Below are 20,868 nucleotides of genomic sequence, written 5' to 3'. Positions count from 1 at the left end.
ATATTGAGTCTGCCAGGTACCTTCCTATCTTAGGGGTGCCTTTTTCTTTTCCAGGTGTAACGACTTTCTTGTGGTTGGTACCGGGACGATGATATGTCCCGGTACTAATACACCATGTACTGTCTGCCAACAATAAAACATTATGCCCGCCAGGTGGACGTACCTTATGCTTAGAAGCAGAGGGCACGTCCCTAATATGCTTGAACCGTCTACTTTTACCATGCAACACTTATGGTATGATTGTACGATAGGATACATATAGAAATGTTAAAAACAAATATCAGCCCAAAAAGAGGTAGCCAAGTTTTACGTGGTATACCTTCTACAACCCATTCAAATTTCTTAGGAGTGTAATAAACATGAACATTTATGTAGATGCCGATGCCTGCCCGGTAAAAGATATTATTATTTCAGAAGCTAGAAATGTAGGAATTCCAGTCGTTCTGGTGACCAGTTTTTCTCATTTTTCCAATGTGGAACAACCATCAGGAGTCGAAACAATTTATGTTGATTCTGGAGCAGAAGCAGCCGATTATCGGATTATGGGCTTAGCAAGAACAGGGGATCTGATTGTGACGCAAGATTATGGGCTCGCTTCCCTTGGGTTGGCTAAAGGGTGCACCGTTCTGCATCATAAAGGCTATCGCTATACGAATGAAAATATAGACGAACTGTTGCAGTCACGATATTTGAGCGCCATGGCTCGCAAAAGCGGCAAACGGACAAAAGGACCCAAAGCCTTTACAGAAGAGGATAGAGAAAAGTTCAGAAAACTCTTTAAGGTAGCTATTTCACAAATTGAAAATACCTAGGGACCGACTTCCATTTCTAGGTGGAACAAGATACCTCGCATGACAGTGAAATGCGCAGCCGAGCTTATAAAAAACGTCTTTTCTACAACCTTTCAATTGTGGAAAAAGACGTTTTTTGTTTAGCAGTTAATACTTGTCCCATAGAGTTGTAACGCATAAACGCTAAAGAGAAACGGAGAGTGACACCAATGCCCGAAATTTGAATTCAACAATAAGAATTGTTTGGACAGTTTCATTATAAATTTGGTTAAGAGAATAGACCTTAATAACTATCATTGGGATCATCTTAATGAATTCTTACATATGGACTATTAGGGCAAAATCGTTCTATCTGACGATTGAAGAATATATAGAGGCGTATTAAATAAAGAAGAATTTAATCATTGTGGGGAACATCATTAACTTTTGTTTAATCTTTTGAAGTACATTTCATGTCTGCCAACTTGTTCCGCAAGAAAATCAATATCTTCTTTTGTGCTGTTGGTAATAGAATCAATACGATTTAAGATGGTAATCGTGTCTTCCTGAGCATTTTGAGCGATGGTATTTAACGTAGATTCCATTCTATTAAACTGAAATTTTATTGACCCAATTTGTTCATCAAGGTGCTTTAACTTACTATCGATTTTTTGATGTCGATTTTCCGACTTCTCCTGCCTGCGGTCCGTGGTTTGAAAGCGTTCATCCATCTTTTCAAATCTTTCGTCCATCTTTTCGAATTTAGCATGCATTCTTTCTTCCATTTCTCGAAGCGCTATAAGTATTTGTTCCAAGGTCATTCCCTCCTTTCTGATACTTTTTATTATACACCTTTAAGAGCATTTAAAAATCATAAATTTTCTTCGATTTGTTTGATTTGTTAGGGACTAGGGGACAGGTCCCTCGTCCCAATTGGAATTATATGGTGGGACAAGGTGCCTGTCCCTCTGTCCCTGTGGTGGGACAAGGTACCTGTCCCTGCCTATGTTTACATTATGTCTTTTAGGGTATTAAATCAATAGGAACTAGTTGACTCATTCTACTCAGAAAGGCAAAAACTATATGGAAAATAAATTGATTGAAAAGGATTTAACCTACAAATTACCACAAATGGAAGCTGGATCTCATATCTTATACATCTTTAATCAAATGGACAAGTATATTGAAAATGCTGTTCACTTCATACTTGATGGATTACGAAAGAATGAAGTGATTCTTTTTGTTGATACGATGGAATCATTTGAAAAAGTGATGAATGAACTGAGAGAAATCGGTTATCATTCCAGTCGGTTATCCCAGCTGATTTTTGCTGAAAGTACAGAAACCTATGTGATTGGTGATGAATTTAACCTTGATAAAACGGGGGATTTAATTCACTTGCTAAACCCTTTTTATGAAAAAGGATTGAGGATTAGAACGTGGGGACAAGTCCTGATCCCCCATCATGAATCAACGCTAGAGAGACTTCGCATCTTTGAAAAGAATAGCGATGATTTTATTGCAAAGAGTCACTTGATTTCAGTTTGTGCGTATAATGGCTTGGCGATTTCTGCCTTTCATCAAAATGAGTTAATGAGAACACATACCCACTTTATGACAGATAGTGAATTTATTATTTCACCACTGTATGATCGAACTTATCTTCGAACTCCATCAATAAGAGAAAAAGAACAGCTTAGACTGATAGCTAAGCAGAATCAGGAACTTCGAGATAAAAATATTAGTCTAGCCTATAATAATAAGATGATTAGTCTGAAAAACAAGGTGATTGCTGAAAGTGAAAAAAAGCTTCAAGCCGTTATTGAACAGTTACCGAATCCTATGATCATAAGAAGAGATTCTCGAATCTTGTTTATAAACGATACAGCAAGAAGACAATTCTCAATTAACAGTCAGAATATTGAGAAAGAAAATCACTTGCATCAATTCCTCCAAAAATATCATGAAAATGCCTCCGTTCGTTCAGAGACCAATAAGGTGCAAAATCATCATTTTATACTAAAAAATGGGGATGAAAAATATTTCATTGTGAAATCGATTGAGTTAATGTTTGAAGGGGAACCTTCGATTTTACACTCTTTTCTAGATATTAGTCAGGAAAAAGAAAATGAAAGATTAATTGTCCGTTCAGAGAAAATGAATATCGCTGGAGAACTTGCTGCAAGTATTGCCCACGAAATTCGAAATCCATTAACGGCGATTAAAGGCTTTTTCCAATTGATCAATCGTGAAGATGAACACGAAATGTACCATAATGTAATCGAAGATGAGCTTTCTCGAATCGAGCAAATCACAAGTGAATTATTAACCCTAGCGAAACCCCATTCAGAAAAACGACGAAATCTTAATTTCGTTCAACTGGTCGAGGAAGTAACCTTCTTGCTAACCTCTCAAGCAAATTCTAAAAGTATTGTAATGCTTCTAGAAGTTGAAAGAAATGAAATGTATATAAGCTGTGAGGAGACAAAAATCAAGCAGGTTTTTATTAATTTGCTCAAAAACGCCATTGATGCTATGGAAAGTGGAGGCAAAATCGTTCTAAAAATGAAAGAAATCGACAATCATATCGAAGTTCAAGTGATTGATGAGGGAAAAGGGATTCCGAAAGAGTTAATCAAAAGAATTGGTGAACCATTTTACACCACCAAAGACAAAGGGACAGGACTTGGTTTAATGGTTTGCTTTCGGATTATTGAAAATCACGAAGGGACGATTAAAGTGGAAAGTGAAAACGGAGTTGGGACGACATTTACAATTACATTACCTGCTTTAAGGGAATTGGAGGTTTAAAAGAGTCAGAGATTGAATGATACGAGGTAGACAGTTATACATTTACGAATACACACCTTCATAAGCATTACTTTGGACTAGACATGTTCGCGCATGGTCGGTCCTTTTTTATTTAAGGAACGGGCTTTTCCCTATTAAACAGTAAAAAATCATAATGGGGGAGGAATAACATGCAAAAGCTGATCCACTAATAGGTGAAGTAGGACTTCCGTTTGTTGAAACTTTATACTTGCTTCATCGACATTAGCTCTGCCCTTTCAAAAACTTTCACTTGTCAATTGATAAAACAAGAAGGGAAAGAGCCACATTCGTCAATTTGATTACATCCATTAAAATGTACCACCTCTGACATAGCATTTGTCACCAAAAGACAAAATGTGGACCAAAGAATGACAGACTGTTTACCACTGTAATCCTTCTGTGATAAAGGTATAAAACCATATCTGTGGAATCAAAAATAGTAGGAAATTTAATTGATTTTCAACAAGAACTCCCTTGCAAGCCGGCTAGATTAACTCATGTATTACGTAGTAGACCATTACTGCGTAGCAAAGGTATTCATTTTTTAGCCGACTCTGTGTGATAATCCACTTAAATTAACGAACATTTAAGTTCAATAGGGTTATTCTAGCTAATAAAAAAACGCTGTAATCATCTTTAAAACGATTGCAACGTTTCAAATTATTTAGTTATATTACGCAGAGGTTTCTTCGCTGGCACGTTTATTTCCTCTGTAGATAAAATAAAGAGCAATAATCATAAATAGTAATGCAAAATAACGTTTCATATCTAAAGGAATGACTAAACTATTGAACCAGCCGAAATTGTCAATAACAATACCGATTACAAGCTGACCTATGATAACGGTAATATTGGTTGCAATAACCCCAATTTTAGGAACAGCAGCGATAATAAATAGTAAAAACAATACTCCTAAAAATACGGCGGTTAACTGCCATTTAGGTACTTCTAAAATAGCAAACACATTTCCATTACCAAAAAAAAGAATAAAAATAGCTAGAAACATTGTTCCAGTTAGAAAAGTTAAAAGTGTCGTTTCGATTGTTCCTGCTTTACGACTAAATGTACCATTTATAGCTGACTGTGCGCTTAATGTGATACCACCTAAAAAGGTGAATAGAATCATTAATATACCCATTCTTAGACCTCCTAGTAAACTAAAACAAGTGCTACAACCATTGAGATAATAGCTAATATTTTTTCTTTATTGATTCTAGATTTCTTGCTTCCAAGCCAACCGTAGTGTTCAACCACCATACTCATTGCTAATTGGCCAATGATTACTGCAACCATAGTGATTCCGACACCGACAAATGGAACACTAATCACGATAGATGTTAAATAAACAACCCCCAAGACACCACCAAGAAGTGTCCATTTAGATGCTTCAACGGCATAAGAAAGTTTACCTTTCCCAAAGAAAAGCCATAATAATCCGAGGATGATTGAACCCACAAAGAAGTTATAAAAACTTGTTTCTAGCTTTCCTATCGTTTTTCCTAATTCACCGTAAATAGCTCCTTCAAAACTAAGCGCTGCCCCTGCTAATAGCGCTAATATATATGAGATGTAACGCATGAAATGAATTCCTCCTGAGTTCTTTATTTTTAGATATCTAGAATAATCGATATAATGTGTTATAAAAAACAGAAATCAACCAACTCAGATTTCTGTTTTAAGATATTCAGCAAACTGACGAATGGCTTCTTCGTTTCTTCGATAGTACGTCCATTGACCGTAACGAACAGATTCAAGAAGACCGGCTTTCTGCATCATATTTAAGTAGTGAGATACGGTAGATTGAGAAGCTTCGGCTTTTTCTTGAATGTCTCCTACACATACTCCCCCTTTATAACTTACCTCCTTTGGCAGGTGAGCGCCTTGTTTAGGAAAATGCTTCTCTGGATCCTTCAGCCACAGTAAAATGTTAAGTCTAGTTTTGTTTGATAACGCCTTAAAAACATCGATTGGTTCCATAGTTCATATTATATATCGATTTTTTTCGATAAGTCAATTCAGCCCGATAAAATGTGAGAAGGTCCGTTTAATAAATTGACAACTAAATTTTAACAGTGATATATTTAGCTTGCTAAATAGATGTTAGTGGTGGAGGAATATCTATGAATGATAAGGTTGATTGCGATATTCGTCAGTCGTTAGATAAAATTTCCTTTAAAATGCGTCGAGATTACAGTGAGAGTCTAAGAGAGCTTAACCTTTATGTAGGCCAAGAAATTTACTTTCTCGTCTGTGGTCAGGTGATGGGGTAACACAAATGCAACTATGTGAATATTTAAAATGTGAACCGCCTACGGTAACAAATATGGTTAAATCGTTGGAGCAAAACGGATTTATTTACCGTCAACGTGATAAACAAGATGCAAGGGTTATGCGAATTTATCTAACGGACAAAGGCAAAGAATTAGAGAAACCGGTTGAGTTCATATGGAAACAACAGCGAGAAAAATTACTCCACTCAATCTTACCGGAAGAACGGTTATTATTGAGGGATCTTATGAAGCGCATGGAGAGAAACTTGCTCTAAGTTTTCTCTGTGTTGGCTATTTAGCATGCTAAATAGTCAATTACTACCAAAATATATTAAATAGTTCTAATATCGTTTAGGAGATTGATTTCTAAAGACGTATAGCACCCGTCTTTTTCAACTAATATTTATTTAGACCCAGAGGATACTACTAGTATACGAGATAATTTAATTTGGAAATCAAAAGAAGAACGGTCAGATGATTAATCTTCAGCAAATTAGTTAGCAAGCTAAATATTACTTGTTTTGCCCTATTTGCTTAGAGTGATTTAACTTGGGTTCTTTTAGTTACTTGGAGAAATAAAGGAGAAGAGATACATAAAAAAAGGAAAAGAGATGCAACTAGCACTGCAAATGGTTTCTGGATACGGAGCCGAATTCAGCCCCTTGGAGAATGCCTGGCACTGACCCGGCAGCCTACACGAATATGGACAGTTATGTGGAGGGGCTAAATTAGCTGAAAAAGAAAATTAAATGATCTTCAGCGCGGATACCCTAGCCAAGAAAGCAGACTAAAAGGACACCAACTACTGGCAGAAGCATTTGACCTTAAGACTAAATAGCTAGCAAGAATTCAATAAAAAGAAGGTGTTATTAATGAACGAGAAAAAACAACTTAAAATTGGTGGAATTATAGATGGGGTAGGCTGGAATTACATGGGTTGGCGTCACCCAGATATGCCCGCTAATGCCAGTGAGAGCATTGATTACTATGTACAAAAGGCTAAAAGATTAGAAGAAGGAAAGTTTGACATGATCTTTTTAGCTGACGTCAGCCATATTGGAACGGGGATGATTCTTCATTATCTTAGTATGTTTGAAGGTGTAAGTATTCTGTCTGCCTTAAGCATGGTGACTCATTCCATTGGGCTTACTGCCACAATTGCAACTTCCTATGCGGATCCATTCACGGTTGCCCGTCAAATGGCTTCTCTTGATAAAATCAGCAATGGCCGAGCAGGATGGAATGCCATCACTTCTAATCCAGGAAGACTAGCGAATTATAGTCGTACTCATCTCTCTAAAGCAGACTTGTATCCAATGAAAGAAGAATTTTTAGAGATTGTGGAAGGTCTTTGGGACTCCTATGAGGATGATGCATTTATACGAGATAAAAAAAGCGGAGTGTTCTTGGATCCGCAAAAAATGCATGCTCTAAATTATAGAGGAAACTATTTTTCAGTGGATGGTCCGTTAAATATTAGCCGTTCCAGACAAGGAAGACCGGTTATTTTTCAAGCCGGCACTTCTCCGGATTTCATGAATATGGCTTCGAAGCATGCCGAGGGTTCATTGGTTAATGGGGGCGATTTTGAGTATGCGAAAGCATTCAGTCAGGAACTAAAGAGAAGGGTGAAATTAGAAGGTCGTTCACCTAATGACTTTTTAATCATGCCTACCCAAAATCCTATTGTAGGACGGACAGAAAAAGAAGCAGAGGAAAAATTTCAAGAGCTGCAGTCACTAATGCCTATCTATCGAATACCAAAACCGAAATTTTTTGGTTCGGCAGAAAAAGTAGCAGATCAAATTCAACACTGGTACGAGGCAGGGGCGATGGATCTATTACTTATAAGACAGGAGCTTCCTTCAGGATTTGATGACTTTATTGATTTAGTCGTCCCTATCCTACAAGAAAAAGGAATTTTCCGCAAAGAATATGAATCAAACACGTTACGTGGGAATTTAGGATTACCATATCCAGAAAATAGATATTCTATCTGATTAGGAAGAGCTTGGAACTGAAGTGAATAGATTACACTTTGATAAAACAGAGGAGAGGTGTGGTCAATGAAAATGGAGGATATTATCCTTACTTGTATAAAAGAACACCCTGGAATAAGCGCAAAGAAGATTGTTTCATGTTTGGATTCAAAAACAAACAATTTATCAGGAACGGAAGAAACGAGTTCGCAACCTTTTATTTTTAAACAATTACGCACCCTGAAGAAAAAAGGGAATCTTCATAACAGAGGTGATCGTTGGTACTTTATGAATCGCAATATAGGATAATTGGCATTTGATCGTTTTTCATTCGTTTGAATTAAGTAACTATTTAGCATACTAAATGTATTTATTTACTTAGCAACCTAAGTATTGAATTTTTCTATATAAACTATCTGTGATAAAACGAATGATCTTTTCCAAAAAATAGTGTACGAATGCATGCCTTCTAAGTCATCTCAATTTAAATCATTGATTCTTCCTGTTATGATAAAAAAACAAATTATTATGTAATAACCTTTTGTATGGGGTCGCATAACTATACTAGTCAAACACATCCAAGCTCCATCCAACTAGTAAATTAAGAAGAAAGAAGTGTTATTCCATGACAATAAATAGACCGACAAAATCGATCAAAGATATATGCTTTTCCGTCCTTGACCTTGCATCCATTGTGCAAGGGGGGACGCCTAGCCAATCCTTCCAACATTCGATAGAGTTAGCACAGTTAACGGAAAAACTAGGCTATAAACGGTACTGGTTAGCGGAGCACCATAATATGCCTGGCATAGCAAGCTCTGCAACATCTGTCGTCATCGGCCATGTAGCGGCGCATACTTCTACTATTCGTGTAGGATCCGGTGGAATCATGCTTCCAAACCATTCGCCATTGGTAATCGCGGAGCAATTCGGTACCCTCGAAACGATGTTTCCAGGCAGAATTGATTTAGGATTAGGGCGTGCACCGGGAACGGACCAACGAACAGCCCATGCCCTTCGTGGGGCAAACTACACCAATGGTGATGATTTCCCAGAACAATTAGAGCAACTGCAAGCCTATTTTCAAGGTTCTGGACCGGTACGAGCCATCCCTGGTGAAGGAGCAAATATCCCTATTTGGTTGTTAGGTTCTAGTGGGTTTAGTGCAAGATTATCGGCACAACTCGGGATGCCGTTTGTTTTCGCCAGTCATTTTTCACCTGAAAACACACTACCAGCCCTGAAATTGTATTACGAGAACTTCCAACCGTCTGAGGATTATAAGGAGCCTTACGCAATGGTAGCAGTAAACGTTATCGTGGCAGAAACAGATGAGGAAGCAGAATTGCTCGCCACTTCCATCAAACAAAGCTTCCTAAACATGATGAGGAATACGCCAACACAGTTGCAACCACCAGTAAAGAATTTGGATGAGCTCATGAGCCCATATGAAAAGGCAGTTTTAGAAAAACAATTAGGTTCCACGATCATCGGAAGTCCTATCAACGTAAAGAGAAAACTGGAATCCTTCTTAGATGAGACAAAGGCAGATGAGATAATGGTGAGCACAATGGTCTATGACCACAAGGCCCGACTCTACTCCCACCAACTACTGGCTGAAATAATCGGGTTATAGGTGGGGAATAGTTGTAGGTTACGAAATCTAAACACATTTGCGACCCGGACTGCTCAACACTGGAACTATTGTTGAAGACATCTTCTCTGTTTATTAGTAAATGCGCATAATTTACAGAATCACCTGCTACACAGTACAACGATACTGGTAACTGAATAATAACTTTTTAACGGTCACTTCAAGGTGATCGTTTTTCGTATTTGACAATTACTGCGCAACAAATGTATTCAGTTTTAGGTGGCTTTGTGAAACAATGTACTTAATCTAACGAGGACGTTCTTATTTCAGGATTTAGAAAAGGAGAATTTGGGATACTGTTGACCTTCCTAGATGGTAGACCAGCTGGAATAATGGAGTTCATGCCACCAGATGCTCGGAAGGAATTATACAGGCATCAAAAGGTAATTTCAAAATGGAAATTACTAATCCAAAAGATGCCAAGGATGCCGTCAATTCAAAGAATTTGAAATTTTGCCTGAATTTCTTTTAAAAACATTTCAGCAGCAGCGGAAAAAGTCTGATGCTTTTTCCAAACAATATTTAAGCCGGATTCAAGATGTGGCTTTAGCGGTTTAAAACAAAGGTTGCTATCACTAGATGTATCCACTATTTTATCAAGGACTACTGCATAACCAATGCCCTCTTTTACCATAATGGAAGCATTATATGCAAGATTGTATGTAGCCACGATGTTTAATTTATCAAAATTTTCACCAAACCAATCAGCAAATTCATTTTTTGAAAATGTCTGTTTTATAGCCTGTCGTGAACAGATCACCGGAACATTTAATAAATCCTCTGCTTCAATTGAATCTTTGAAAGCAAGAGGACTGTCTTTCCTCATAACAACGCCCCAAACATCTTTGCCTGGGATATCGATGTAATTGTATTTTGATAAATCGGCTGGTTGAATTAAAACTCCTCCTTTATAATCTTTTATTTTATATGTTTTTGATATGCCCATCAAGCATATCTCGATATAAGATATAAGTATTATGATATATACTAAAAACACATTAAAATAGATAACATAGTGAAAAAACAGTAAGAAAGGATGTTATCTAGTATGTCTACGATTCAAGATAAAGTTGTTATTATAATGGGCGCATCAAGTGGGATTGGTGAAGCTACTAGCAAGAAACTTGCGCAAGAAGGGGCAAAACTAGTGATTGCTGCTCGCCGTGAAGACCGTTTGAAAGCTCTTGTTGAATCATTACCAAATACTGAAATTACCTATGCGATTGCAGATGTAACAAATAAAGAAGAAGTTCAAGCAGTTATTGATTTGGCGGTGGAAAAATATGGCCGTGTAGATGTACTTTACAACAACGCAGGAGTCATGCCAACTGCAGCACTTTCAGAAAAACGTTTTGATGAATGGCGACAAATGTTAGACATCAATATTATGGGTGTTTTAAATGGAATTGCTGCTGTATTACCTGTTATGAAGCAACAACAGTCAGGTCATATTATTGCAACTGATTCCGTAGCCGGACATGTTGTTTATCCAGGATCTGCTGTATACTGTGGGACTAAGTTTGCAGTTAGAGCAATTATGGAGGGATTGCGCCAGGAAGAAAGAGAAAATAATATTCGTTCCACTATAATTTCACCAGGGGCTGTAACCACTGAACTTTATACAACAATTAATACGCCTGAAGAACGAGAATGGGTAAAGGATCTTATGAGTAAGGGGGAAGAAGGACTTTCTCTGAAAGCAAGCGATATCGCAGATGCAATAGCCTACGCGATTAGTACACCTGAAACTGTTGCGGTAAGTGAAATCTTGATTCGTCCAACGAAACAAGTTGTCTAATGGATGCAACTTTTAAAGGAAAGATTGCTCGTCCTACAAGGTATCTTCCATAAATATGGTAAGTAATAAAATTGCTCCATGGCTTTGCTGGGGGGCAATTTTTTACTAATGGCGTTCATTAAAATCCTTGTACATTTAAAAATAGGATTTTATGCTCTCGTTGGATGTCACTTTCATGTCAGTATATCAAAAGCAGGATTGCTTGTGAGTCTTTTTTGCCCTTGTTGTTGCTGGATCTGGTCCAACGTTGCCATTATTATTTTCGGGGTTTGTATTGTGGTTCCGAATAGGGCTGTATCGTACCAATCTATCAAAATCTTGAGCATAAGCTATAAAATTTTTCAAATAAGGGGTGAAAGAATTTGAATAAAGTAAAAATTGCAGGAAGGAAAGTTTTTCCCATAGGCTTAGGCACTTATAAGATGGGAGACAAAGCAGATAAATTTGAACAAGAAGCAGAAGCAATAAGAGTTGGCCTAGATCATGGCGTTCAAGTTATTGATACTGCTGAAATGTATGGTGATGGAAATGCAGAGAGATTGGTTGCACATGCTATTAAGCCTTATAACCGAGAAGAATTATTTCTTATTTCAAAGGTTCTTCCTTCAAATGCGTCAAAAAAGCAATTACCGATTAGTTTAGAAAATAGTTTAAAAAGATTAAATACCGATTATTTAGATCAATACTTACTCCATTGGAAAGGGAGCATTCCTATTGAAGAAACGATTGAAGCCTTGGAGAAAGTAAAAAGTCAGGGGAAAATTAAGTCATGGGGTATTTCTAATTTAGATGTGTCTGACTTGGAAAAATAATGAAATTACCTAAGGGGGTAAACTGTGCAGCAAATCAAGTACGTTATAATTTGGGGGATCGAGGGATTGAATTCGATTTAGTACCTATGATGAATAAACTTGAAATTCCATTAATTGCCTATGCCCCAGTCGCTCGGGGTGATAGCTTTGGTACTAATCTAACGAAACAAAAAGCTATAAAGGAAATTGCTGAAAAACATCAATCAAATAGTTTTCAAATTTTATTAGCATGGTGTATTCGAAATGGTCAAACAATTGCTATACCACAATCTAGTAATATCACTCATGTGATCGATAATGTGAAAGCAGCTGAGATCCAATTAACACAGCAAGATTTGCAGCAATTAGACTCAATCTATCCAAAACCTAGCATGAAACAGCCCCTTGCCTTATGGTAAAAATGTTTCTACAGCTACTTTATAAAGCATTACCTAATATGACAATACTCACTAAAGGATAAAATTGTCTAAGATGGCTCTTATCAGAGTGAAGAAGATAAATGAATTAATTATACTTAATAAATCTTATCGACAAGGAGGATTTTAATGGATATCCATGACTTTTTAGCGCACTTGAACCGAGGAGAAGCGGTGGAGGGAGATTCAGAGATGCATCAGGTGATGCACAAAGTCTCGCAAGAAGCATTGAAGTTAACCGCTCAGTTAAACGGACATTATCATACTCCCCAAGAAATTCAGGAACTGTTTTCCCGGTTGATTGGTAAACCAGTAGATAACACATTTGCCTTGTTCCCTCCTTTTTATACGGATTGTGGGAAAAACATTAATATGGGCAAGAATGTCTTTATCAACTCAGGCTGTCGCTTTCAGGATCAGGGTGGAATTACAATTGGCGATGGTGTTCTCATTGGGCACAATGTCGTCTTGGCTACTCTTAATCACGACATTGATCCTAGAAAACGCAGCACATTGCATCCTGCGCCCATTTCGATTGGTCATGATGTCTGGATTGGTGCAAACGCCACAGTCGTTCCCGGTGTAACCATTGGTGATGGAGCTATTATCGCGGCTGGTGCAGTTGTGACAAAGGATGTCCCTCCCAATGTTATCGTAGGAGGTGTGCCTGCGAAGATATTAAAGAAAATTGAAACCAGTCAGGAATAATTCTATGATTCCTAATGTTGGCGGTGCCGCTCATTTAAGTAAAACAGATTAAATTTTATTTGATAAGATAGATTCATTTTCACAGAAAATATATAAATGAATACTATTAAAAAGCATGTAGAAAGGATTACATAGAATGAAAAAATTCTTTTCTATCCTTTGTTTGTTTATTTTTAGCTTTGGTTTGACTGCCTGTGCCAATAGTGAAACAAATGAAAGTAATGAAACGAATCAAGAGGAAATGCCAACCAGTGACCCAACTCAAGAAACGAGGGATAGTGATATGTCAGACCCAATAACGATGATAGATTTAAACATAACAATAGGAGAACAGGTATTTTCTGCAAAGCTTTATGAAAACCAAACCACTCAGGCATTTATTGAAAAACTACCTTTAGACATAAACATGAGAGATGTTAATAGTAATGAAAAATTTTATAGTTTCCCAGATACACTCCCAACAAATTCCGAGAAACCCGGGGAGATTAATGCAGGAGATATCATGTTGTATGGAGATAATGGTCTGGTGTTGTTTTATGAAACCTTCTCAAGTACTTATAGCTACACTCGTATCGGATATATTGAGGAGGCAGTACGCTTTGCTCAATCTGTCGGAGACGGTGATATAAATGTCTCTTTTGATTTGGATGAAGATAGGGAGTAAATAAGAATAAAAGACTCTATATATTATTGGGATAAACTAAAACTACCCTAAAAGCATGCTTTTAGGGATTATTTTCTTTTTTTAAATAAAAAAAACAATTTTTCTTGACTTAGAGTTAACTGTAAGAGGTAAATTTACTTACATCATTCAAATAATTAGAAAAAATCAGGAGTAACACAGCCAGATAGATGGCCAGATATAAGAAAAAAAATGATAATAAATAAAAAATGGGAGGGAAATTCAGGATGAATAAACGATTCATTATGCCACTTGGATTACTGCTATCCCTTGCCCTTGCTGCATGCAACAACAATGATAATGTTACTATTGAAACATCTCAACAGAATCAGGAGGATACTTCTCAACAGATGCAAGAGGAAACGACCGGACAGAGCCAAGAATACGCAGAGATTGGTTCTGGAGCTCACCTTGTTGAATTCCCTGAAAACCTTGAGGAAGGAATTGTGTTTGCAACATATGATCGAGGAGATATTCATGAAAACATCTATGTAAATAGTAGGGAAGCAATTGAAGCAGTACAGAATGGAGAGGAGCTTCCGAGCGGCACCGTTATTACTCTCGAAGGATTTCGAGATGGAGAGCTCGAACACTATTTAGTGATGGAAAAGCGAACAGGCTGGGGTTCCCAGTACTCGCCAGAAGAGCGTACTGGGGAATGGGAATTTCAGGCATATACTCCTGACAGAGAAGTGATGGAAGATGGTATTGGTGGCCCAGCTATTGGACGATGTTATACCTGCCATGCAAATCAGGAAAGGGATCAATATATGAACTCGATGGATCAAATGAAAGAGTTTAATTTAGAGGAGATTGCACAAAGGAATAGCTATAGTCAAATCGCTGGTATCGATACAGAGGACTGGCATATAAGCGAGAAATCTGCTCATACGAATGATTCTATAAATGTAAACAAAAAAAAAGAAAGTAGATTAATAGGTGTTGAAGAAAAATCCAAAATCATTCTGGACATTCTTTTGACGATGTACTTACAGAGATATAAAAGCTAATGAATTTGTTGCCATTCATGTATAGATACATGTTTACAATGAAAATTCAATTCAACTAAAAGGTGTAAAAGAGGTGAGTGGGTTGAATCGAAAGACGATATTCAAACTGGTAAATGACCTGGTTATGACAATTCTTATGTTAGTAGCGATGGCATACTATATTACTGGAAATATGGTCCATGAATTCGTTGGAGTTGTCGTACTTTCATTATTTATTATCCATAACTTTTTGAATCGACGTTGGTATAAAGCGATTTTTAAAGGAAAGTATAATGTACGGCGCGTTATCCAAATAGGAATAAATCTATTATTTCTTGTAACTATGGCCTTGATGATAATAAGTGCTGTGTTGATTTCCAGTGACTTATTCCCCTATATACCCATAGATAACGATATGACACTACGGCAAATACACGTTCAGACTGCCTATTGGGGTTTTATCATAATGTCAATACATATAGGTTTATCTTGGGCGATGGTTATAGGTTCAGTACGGAGGATGACGGGAATCACAGGTCCTAGCCGTATTCGCACAATAATGTTGCGTGTATTGGCAGTATTAATTGTTGCTTACGGGGTCCGATCTTCTTTTGAAGGAGATATGGGTTCTAAATTGTTTTTTTATAACCCATTTGGTTGGTCCTATGATAATTCCACACTATGGTTTTTAATTGACCACCTATCTATCATGGGAATCTATATTTGCGGGACACATTATGCTCTGGAATTTGTTCAAAATCAGGAGAAGCGAGGGGGTAGAAAGAACAAATCAGAAAACCTGATACAAGCATAAAAGTGAAGGGTTAGGTACCAGACTCCCTTTAGCAGTGTTTTACATTTTGACTTTAAAATAGCCATCAGAATTCATCGTGGAGAAAAAGTTGTATAAAGAATAAATGACTTAGGAATACAAGATTACCATATTTACTAAACAAACAGGGCTGTAAAAGAAGAACAACTAACAAAGTTATTTTGCTGCACAGTACAAATATACTGTTAATAAATTTTACATCTAGAGACGATCACTTTTAGGGTGTCGTCTTTCTTATTTGACCATTACTGGCACCAAGAGTATTCACTTATAAAGACTTTGTGAAAGAATGTACTTAATCTAACGAGGCAGTTGAATAAGAAAGCTGAAAATTTTACTGATCCTAATTTTACTGATCCTTATGAAGGATTTGAACCAAATTGCCAAATAAAAAAGCTAGGAATTTTCTCCCTAGCTTAGAATAAATATGGTTTTAGTGTATCTCTGAAAAATCATTCCTCTTACTTACATAATGGGCAATCAAGTAAATAATTATTTGAAACGGAACCGAATATGTATAATGCCAGTGCACAGGCTGATAAACTTCCAACCATACAAAAAAAGGTTCTGCTAAATATGAAGTAATTAGGGCAAAAAGAACCGCTTTTATTAATGGATTAACATTAGGTTTAATTTGCAATAAAAACATAATCGCTACAGGCATTAAAGTTAAGTCCCAAGGTAAATAAGTTGGTAGTATTGGTAAAACATTGTATCTATAATGCCATAAAGCCAATTGATCGCCAAGTACATCGAGAATAAGTGCCATTATCATTACTGCATATCCAGAATAGAGAAGACGGTCTGTGCTATCTTTCTTATGATAAACGTACCAGATAATCCATGGAATTATGGATAAACCGACTCCCATCCACCATAGTGGTGAAAAAACCACATGTTCCTGCCATATTTCAACTTTTTGTTGAATAAGCCCTTCGATTTGATTGACGTTTTCATCAATAATTTTCACTACATCTTGATCCATGTTTTGAACCCCACAGTATATATATTGCTGATAGAATATGCAATATGAAGATTTATTATTCAGTAACTACTTGACAGCGAATATAATTGTCCGGCTCTTTTCTTATTAGACTAACGAAGGATTTTAGTCCAAAAGAAATTCATATGTCAAGGGTGTTGAATTTGTCTGAGACTGCTTTAATAAGTAGTTTTTTTAAAAAATATTTGGATACATTAAAAAATAATGGAACAAATTCGGGGAGAGGTGAGATTCAAAAAATGGCTTCAAAGAGGCACAAAGTATTAAATTTATTTTTAATACTGATACCCTGGTTATCGTTGTTATTTTTAGGTAAGCGTAGTATCAAACGTTATTCTTTTGCGGGTTTTTTTATAGCTATTTTTGAAATTATAAATCATTTGTATGGACGTAAGAGGAATTGGTGGGAATTTTACGATAAGCCAAATTCTTTTATAAGGGATGAACTTCCTTTTGATATTGGTCCTTATTTCCCTATGTCTTTGTGGCTCCTTAAATTTTCATATGGAAACTTTTAAAAATTTGTATTGATTAATGCGATAGCAAATGGATTTTTTGCTTTTCTCTTCATTCCTTTCTTAAAAAAAATTAAAATTGTTCGTCTTAAAAGGTTAAACTATTTTCAATTCTTTATCTATATACATTACAAAGCCTATATATTGTATGCGGTACAGTATTTGGGTGAAAAAGTGAAAGGATATAACGGTGTACTTGATAAATGAAGTTAAAGTTACTCAACTAACGGATAGCGAATGCTAGAGCAAAGGTATTCGCTTTTCCTTGTGGATTAAAGAAGCAAAATAGGGCAATAAAGATGCAGTGTTCACCGCCAACTGGCTTATCAAAATTAAACAGTTTGATGTCTTTACATTATTTTAAAGTTAAAAGTGAAAACTGTTATTAAGACACTCGAAAGGGTTGTGTTTAATGCACGTCGCTATTGCGGTTCTAACTATTATGGCTTCCTTTAAGTGGGGAAACTGGAAAAACTGGAGAGAATACCATGCCAGTATGTTTTTTATTGCTACGGGCGGTTTGCTTTACGAATATATAGTAAAAGGAAATACTTTATGGAAGTTCCATCCTGATTTTCTTTATGGACAGGAAATGGTCGTGATTGTTTATGCTGTAATTACAATGCCTATTAGTATCTTTTTATTTCTTTCCCATTTTCCTGAAAGATGGTTTCAACGACTTAATTACATATTGCTTTGGTCTGGAATTTACATTTCTGTTGAATGGATATTGTATGTATTCGGAAGAATCTCCTATCAGAATGGATGGGAAATTTGGTATTCTTTTTTATTTGATATTGTCATGTTTTCAGTAATTGCACTGCATCAATATAAACCATTCAGAGCTTATATCATTTCTTTATTTATCATCATCTTCTTAATATCTTCTTTTGATGTTCCTTTTAAGTTCATGAAATGATGCTTGTTGAACTATCAGATAGCTTTACTTCAAGAAGGAGTAAGGCTTTTCTTGTTCGACTAACTGGTAGTTTAGTTTAATAAACCAAAAGAAATAATAAAATCATGTTGTATAAATATATAGAAAAAGGGCTGGCTGAAATTAACAGCCCTTTTATTAGATATTCATCCTCTAGGCTTTGCCCCACCGTTCCTTTGCAGATTGAGGGATATAATAACCCCTATAACCAAGCCTCTTTTAAAAGATTTACACCTAACTGGATTTCCTCACATGTAAGATTACTGAACCCAAGTTTAATAATTGGATCATCAGAATGATTTTTTATGGAATAAATGGAGGTAGGATACACCTTAACACCAAAATAGGAAGCGCGTTCAATTAGCCATTCCTCTGAACGTTTTAGATGGATCTTAACTAATAAATACAAACCAGATTGCTCGCCAATAATAGATATATTTTGTTTGAATTGTTTTTTTAATTCTGAAACTAAGCATTGCATTTTTCGCTTATAAACAAGACGCATTCGGTTAATATGGCGAATCCATTCTCCCTCTTCCATAAATCTAGCCATTGTAAGCTGGCTAAGAAGGGAAGTGGTACTCTCGAAATGAAGAAATTGTTTTTTATAACGGTTTAAAAGTTTCTGTGGCAATACCATATAACTTAAACGGATTCCTGGAAGAAAGGACTTTGAGAAATTCCCTATGTAAATGACTCTTGTTGAATCAATCGAAGCAAGTGCTGGAAATGGTTGTTGCGTATAGCGAAATTCACTATCATAATCATCCTCGATAATAAAACCATCCTTCTTGTTAGCCCAATGAATGAGCATTTGCCTTTGTTGGATCGACATATTTACTCCGATTGGACTTTGATGGGAGGGTGTTACATAGATTAACCTTGAAGTCATTTGTTCTAATTTTGAAAAATCAGTACCTGATTCATAAACTGGTATAGTTTCAAGCTTGAAACAATGAAATTGAAAAGCTTCTCTTGCTCCATCATAGCCTGGGTCCTCTACAATAATGCTAGTGAAATTATCCTTCAGAACTTGTCCTAGATAAATCAACATTTGTTGGGTACTACTGCCTATGATAATGGCATGTGGATCTGTTTTTACTCCACGGGATTGGAATAAATAGGTAGCGATTTGTTCACGCAAGCACAGTTCACCAAAGGGTTCCCCATATTGATAACTCTCCTGTAGTGTTAATACTCGGTTTGCTATTCTTCTCCAAATTTTCAGAGGAAAATTGGTTTGATCTACGGCTCCTGCTCGGAAGTCAATTTTGGTTAGTGTCACAGATTTTGGTTGCTTTTTATGAGGAAGAACTGAGGCATTTTGAAATAAAAGTGGGTCCAATTCATTTACAAAATACCCTTTTCGACCTTCTCCACGGATATAACCTTCAGCTACAAGCTGCTCATAAGCCATTAAAGTCGTATTGCGACTTACTTGAAGGGAGTCTGCAAGTTGGCGAATGGAAGGCAGTGGGTCACCAGCCGGTACGTCGCCACTCTCTATATATAATTTAAACTGCTCATAGATTTGTTTGTATTTGGGCGAGTCATCCTTAAATGCAAAAATGGCATTTTTCATTTGTCATCACCTCTGACATATTCATTTATTAATAATTGTACCTTTTGTAATGTCAGTTTGCAGCATAGAATAACTCATATAAATTCTAAATTTTAAAATTTCAGATGGCCACATTACAAAGGCTTTATGAAGGAGGATCTAAATTGTGTATATACCAAAACATTTTCAACTCAAGGATGAAGTAATAATCTATGATTTTATCGAAAAGTACAGCTTTGCTACTCTATTTTCTCAGCACAATGGAGAACCATACGCTACCCATCTTCCACTCACATTAAATATAGATGAAAGTGCTTTATATGGTCATTTTGCCCGCCCGAACGGACAATGGAAGGATATAGAAAGCCAACAAGTTCTTGTGGTTTTCCAAGGCCCTCACTGTTATATATCTCCATCTTGGTATGAAACAACGATGGCAGTCCCAACTTGGAATTATGTGTCTATCCATTTATATGGAAAGATGGAGATTCTCGAGGATCAGAAAGTCATATTCGATTCTTTAAATGACATGGTAAAAAAATATGAAAGCTCGGATAGTCCGTACAATTTAAGTGATGTAGACCCCAATTTTATCGAAGGAATGAATAAAGGGATTGTAGCATTTAAAATAAAAATAACAAAAATTGAAGCGAAAGCTAAATTAAGTCAAAATCATCCAGTCCAACGACAACAGTTAGTGATAAAACAGCTTGAAAACTCTTCTGAACAAAACAATATACAAATAGCATCTCTCATGAAAAATAACCTTAAATAGGTTAGAGAGCTTGGGCTTTCTGCTATTCTAATGACTTTTGCACTGGCTTTTGAAATAGTTAAATATTTAGGTGCAGCTTACTTAGTTTTTTTTAGGAATAATGACTTTAATTAAGAAATCAAAAAAGCTCGAGAAACCTTTTGTAAAGAAAAGTAGAAAGTGCCAGGTACCTTCCGGAAATTTGGACGGTGCCTGGCACCTTTTTATCGTAATATGCAAAAGCTAATCCCACTAATTGGTGATGTAGGGCTTCCGTTTGCTGTAACTTTATAATTATAGACATTAGCTCTGAACTATCGAAAACTTTCACTGAGATATAAAACCATATCTTTGGA

The 20,868-nt window shown here is 36.4% G+C and carries 23 protein-coding genes and 1 pseudogene; 17 read left to right on the top strand and 7 right to left on the bottom strand.

Features of this window, described 5'->3' with window-relative positions; genetic code table 11:
- Window positions 1–359: 359 nt before the first annotated feature.
- The gene (locus LG336_RS15845) at window positions 360–812 is read left to right on the top strand and encodes a YaiI/YqxD family protein (protein WP_404328451.1); all 453 of its coding nucleotides are present in this window, start codon (window positions 360–362) and stop codon (window positions 810–812) included.
- 398 nt (window positions 813–1,210) lie between these two features.
- Here LG336_RS15845 and LG336_RS15840 read toward each other — a convergent pair whose 3' ends face one another.
- On the bottom strand, window positions 1,211–1,585 hold the full coding sequence (locus LG336_RS15840; RefSeq protein WP_404328450.1) for a hypothetical protein: 375 nt from the start codon (window positions 1,583–1,585) through the stop codon (window positions 1,211–1,213).
- Between the two features lie 268 nt (window positions 1,586–1,853).
- Between LG336_RS15840 and LG336_RS15835 the strand changes: the two genes are divergently transcribed.
- Complete coding sequence (locus tag LG336_RS15835; RefSeq protein ID WP_404328449.1) at window positions 1,854–3,581, top strand: ATP-binding protein; 1,728 nt, start codon at window positions 1,854–1,856, stop codon at window positions 3,579–3,581.
- A gap of 694 nt (window positions 3,582–4,275) precedes the next feature.
- Here LG336_RS15835 and LG336_RS15830 read toward each other — a convergent pair.
- The 3 genes from LG336_RS15830 to LG336_RS15820 form a co-directional block, all read right to left on the bottom strand.
- Complete coding sequence (locus tag LG336_RS15830; protein WP_404328448.1) at window positions 4,276–4,740, bottom strand: DMT family transporter; 465 nt, start codon at window positions 4,738–4,740, stop codon at window positions 4,276–4,278.
- Between the two features lie 11 nt (window positions 4,741–4,751).
- Window positions 4,752–5,180, bottom strand: coding sequence for a DMT family transporter (locus LG336_RS15825; protein ID WP_404328447.1), 429 nt, complete (start codon window positions 5,178–5,180; stop codon window positions 4,752–4,754).
- A gap of 84 nt (window positions 5,181–5,264) precedes the next feature.
- Window positions 5,265–5,579, bottom strand: a complete 315-nt coding sequence (locus tag LG336_RS15820; RefSeq protein ID WP_174733185.1) for a helix-turn-helix transcriptional regulator — start codon at window positions 5,577–5,579, stop codon at window positions 5,265–5,267.
- A 143-nt stretch (window positions 5,580–5,722) separates the two neighbouring features.
- On the opposite strand from LG336_RS15820, the gene LG336_RS15815 reads away from it, so the two are divergent.
- The 5 genes from LG336_RS15815 (at window position 5,723) to LG336_RS15795 (ending at window position 9,487) form a co-directional block, all read left to right on the top strand.
- Complete coding sequence (locus tag LG336_RS15815) at window positions 5,723–5,872, top strand: hypothetical protein (RefSeq protein ID WP_404328446.1); 150 nt, start codon at window positions 5,723–5,725, stop codon at window positions 5,870–5,872.
- Between the two features lie 5 nt (window positions 5,873–5,877).
- On the top strand, window positions 5,878–6,147 hold the full coding sequence (locus LG336_RS15810) for a MarR family winged helix-turn-helix transcriptional regulator (RefSeq protein ID WP_404328445.1): 270 nt from the start codon (window positions 5,878–5,880) through the stop codon (window positions 6,145–6,147).
- Between the two features lie 597 nt (window positions 6,148–6,744).
- Complete coding sequence (locus LG336_RS15805; RefSeq protein ID WP_404328444.1) at window positions 6,745–7,872, top strand: NtaA/DmoA family FMN-dependent monooxygenase; 1,128 nt, start codon at window positions 6,745–6,747, stop codon at window positions 7,870–7,872.
- A 66-nt stretch (window positions 7,873–7,938) separates the two neighbouring features.
- Window positions 7,939–8,160, top strand: coding sequence for a hypothetical protein (locus LG336_RS15800; RefSeq protein ID WP_404328443.1), 222 nt, complete (start codon window positions 7,939–7,941; stop codon window positions 8,158–8,160).
- 316 nt (window positions 8,161–8,476) lie between these two features.
- Window positions 8,477–9,487: an LLM class flavin-dependent oxidoreductase gene (locus LG336_RS15795; RefSeq protein WP_404328442.1), complete on the top strand. Its 1,011-nt coding sequence runs from the start codon at window positions 8,477–8,479 to the stop codon at window positions 9,485–9,487.
- A gap of 454 nt (window positions 9,488–9,941) precedes the next feature.
- Here the strand turns inward: LG336_RS15795 and LG336_RS15790 are convergent.
- Window positions 9,942–10,409: pseudogene (locus LG336_RS15790) on the bottom strand (LysR family transcriptional regulator substrate-binding protein); the annotation flags it as partial.
- 144 nt (window positions 10,410–10,553) lie between these two features.
- Here LG336_RS15790 and LG336_RS15785 point away from each other — a divergent pair.
- From LG336_RS15785 to LG336_RS15755, 7 genes are all read left to right on the top strand, one after another.
- Window positions 10,554–11,303 (top strand): SDR family oxidoreductase, encoded by a 750-nt coding sequence (locus LG336_RS15785; protein ID WP_404328441.1) that lies wholly within the window; start codon window positions 10,554–10,556, stop codon window positions 11,301–11,303.
- 362 nt (window positions 11,304–11,665) lie between these two features.
- Window positions 11,666–12,115: an aldo/keto reductase gene (locus LG336_RS15780; protein ID WP_404328440.1), complete on the top strand. Its 450-nt coding sequence runs from the start codon at window positions 11,666–11,668 to the stop codon at window positions 12,113–12,115.
- On the top strand, window positions 12,115–12,513 hold the full coding sequence (locus LG336_RS15775; RefSeq protein WP_404328439.1) for an aldo/keto reductase: 399 nt from the start codon (window positions 12,115–12,117) through the stop codon (window positions 12,511–12,513). Before LG336_RS15780 ends, LG336_RS15775 begins: the two co-directional genes overlap by 1 nt.
- Before the next feature lie 147 nt (window positions 12,514–12,660).
- Complete coding sequence (locus tag LG336_RS15770; RefSeq protein WP_404328438.1) at window positions 12,661–13,239, top strand: sugar O-acetyltransferase; 579 nt, start codon at window positions 12,661–12,663, stop codon at window positions 13,237–13,239.
- A 136-nt stretch (window positions 13,240–13,375) separates the two neighbouring features.
- Complete coding sequence (locus LG336_RS15765; RefSeq protein WP_404328437.1) at window positions 13,376–13,903, top strand: cyclophilin-like fold protein; 528 nt, start codon at window positions 13,376–13,378, stop codon at window positions 13,901–13,903.
- Window positions 13,904–14,148: 245 nt separating this feature from the next.
- Entirely contained in the window at window positions 14,149–14,931 is a 783-nt protein-coding gene (locus LG336_RS15760; protein WP_404328436.1) for a cytochrome P460 family protein, read from the top strand.
- Between the two features lie 73 nt (window positions 14,932–15,004).
- Window positions 15,005–15,724: a DUF4405 domain-containing protein gene (locus tag LG336_RS15755; RefSeq protein ID WP_404328435.1), complete on the top strand. Its 720-nt coding sequence runs from the start codon at window positions 15,005–15,007 to the stop codon at window positions 15,722–15,724.
- Between the two features lie 451 nt (window positions 15,725–16,175).
- Here the strand turns inward: LG336_RS15755 and LG336_RS15750 are convergent, their stop codons facing one another.
- A complete protein-coding gene (locus tag LG336_RS15750) occupies window positions 16,176–16,727 on the bottom strand; it encodes a CBO0543 family protein (protein ID WP_404328434.1) in 552 nt (183 codons plus the stop codon).
- Between the two features lie 161 nt (window positions 16,728–16,888).
- Here LG336_RS15750 and LG336_RS15745 point away from each other — a divergent pair, with 161 nt between their 5' ends.
- On the top strand, window positions 16,889–17,263 hold the full coding sequence (locus tag LG336_RS15745) for a hypothetical protein (protein ID WP_404328433.1): 375 nt from the start codon (window positions 16,889–16,891) through the stop codon (window positions 17,261–17,263).
- 409 nt (window positions 17,264–17,672) lie between these two features.
- A complete protein-coding gene (locus tag LG336_RS15740) occupies window positions 17,673–18,179 on the top strand; it encodes a CBO0543 family protein (RefSeq protein ID WP_404328432.1) in 507 nt (168 codons plus the stop codon).
- A 220-nt stretch (window positions 18,180–18,399) separates the two neighbouring features.
- On the opposite strand, the gene LG336_RS15735 is transcribed toward LG336_RS15740, so the two are convergent.
- A complete protein-coding gene (locus LG336_RS15735) occupies window positions 18,400–19,779 on the bottom strand; it encodes a PLP-dependent aminotransferase family protein (protein WP_404328431.1) in 1,380 nt (459 codons plus the stop codon).
- 145 nt (window positions 19,780–19,924) lie between these two features.
- Between LG336_RS15735 and LG336_RS15730 the strand changes: the two genes are divergently transcribed.
- Window positions 19,925–20,533 carry an FMN-binding negative transcriptional regulator gene (locus LG336_RS15730; RefSeq protein ID WP_404328430.1) on the top strand — a complete coding sequence of 203 codons (609 nt, stop codon included), beginning with the start codon at window positions 19,925–19,927 and terminating at the stop codon, window positions 20,531–20,533.
- Window positions 20,534–20,868 lie beyond the last annotated feature (335 nt).

The sequence above is a fragment of the Mesobacillus maritimus genome (assembly GCF_044803185.1).
Taxonomy (GTDB): Bacteria; Bacillota; Bacilli; order Bacillales; family Cytobacillaceae; genus Mesobacillus_B; species Mesobacillus_B maritimus_B.
The sequence above is the reverse complement of the archived record's forward strand: the minus strand, read 5'-3'. Positions and strand labels throughout refer to the sequence as shown.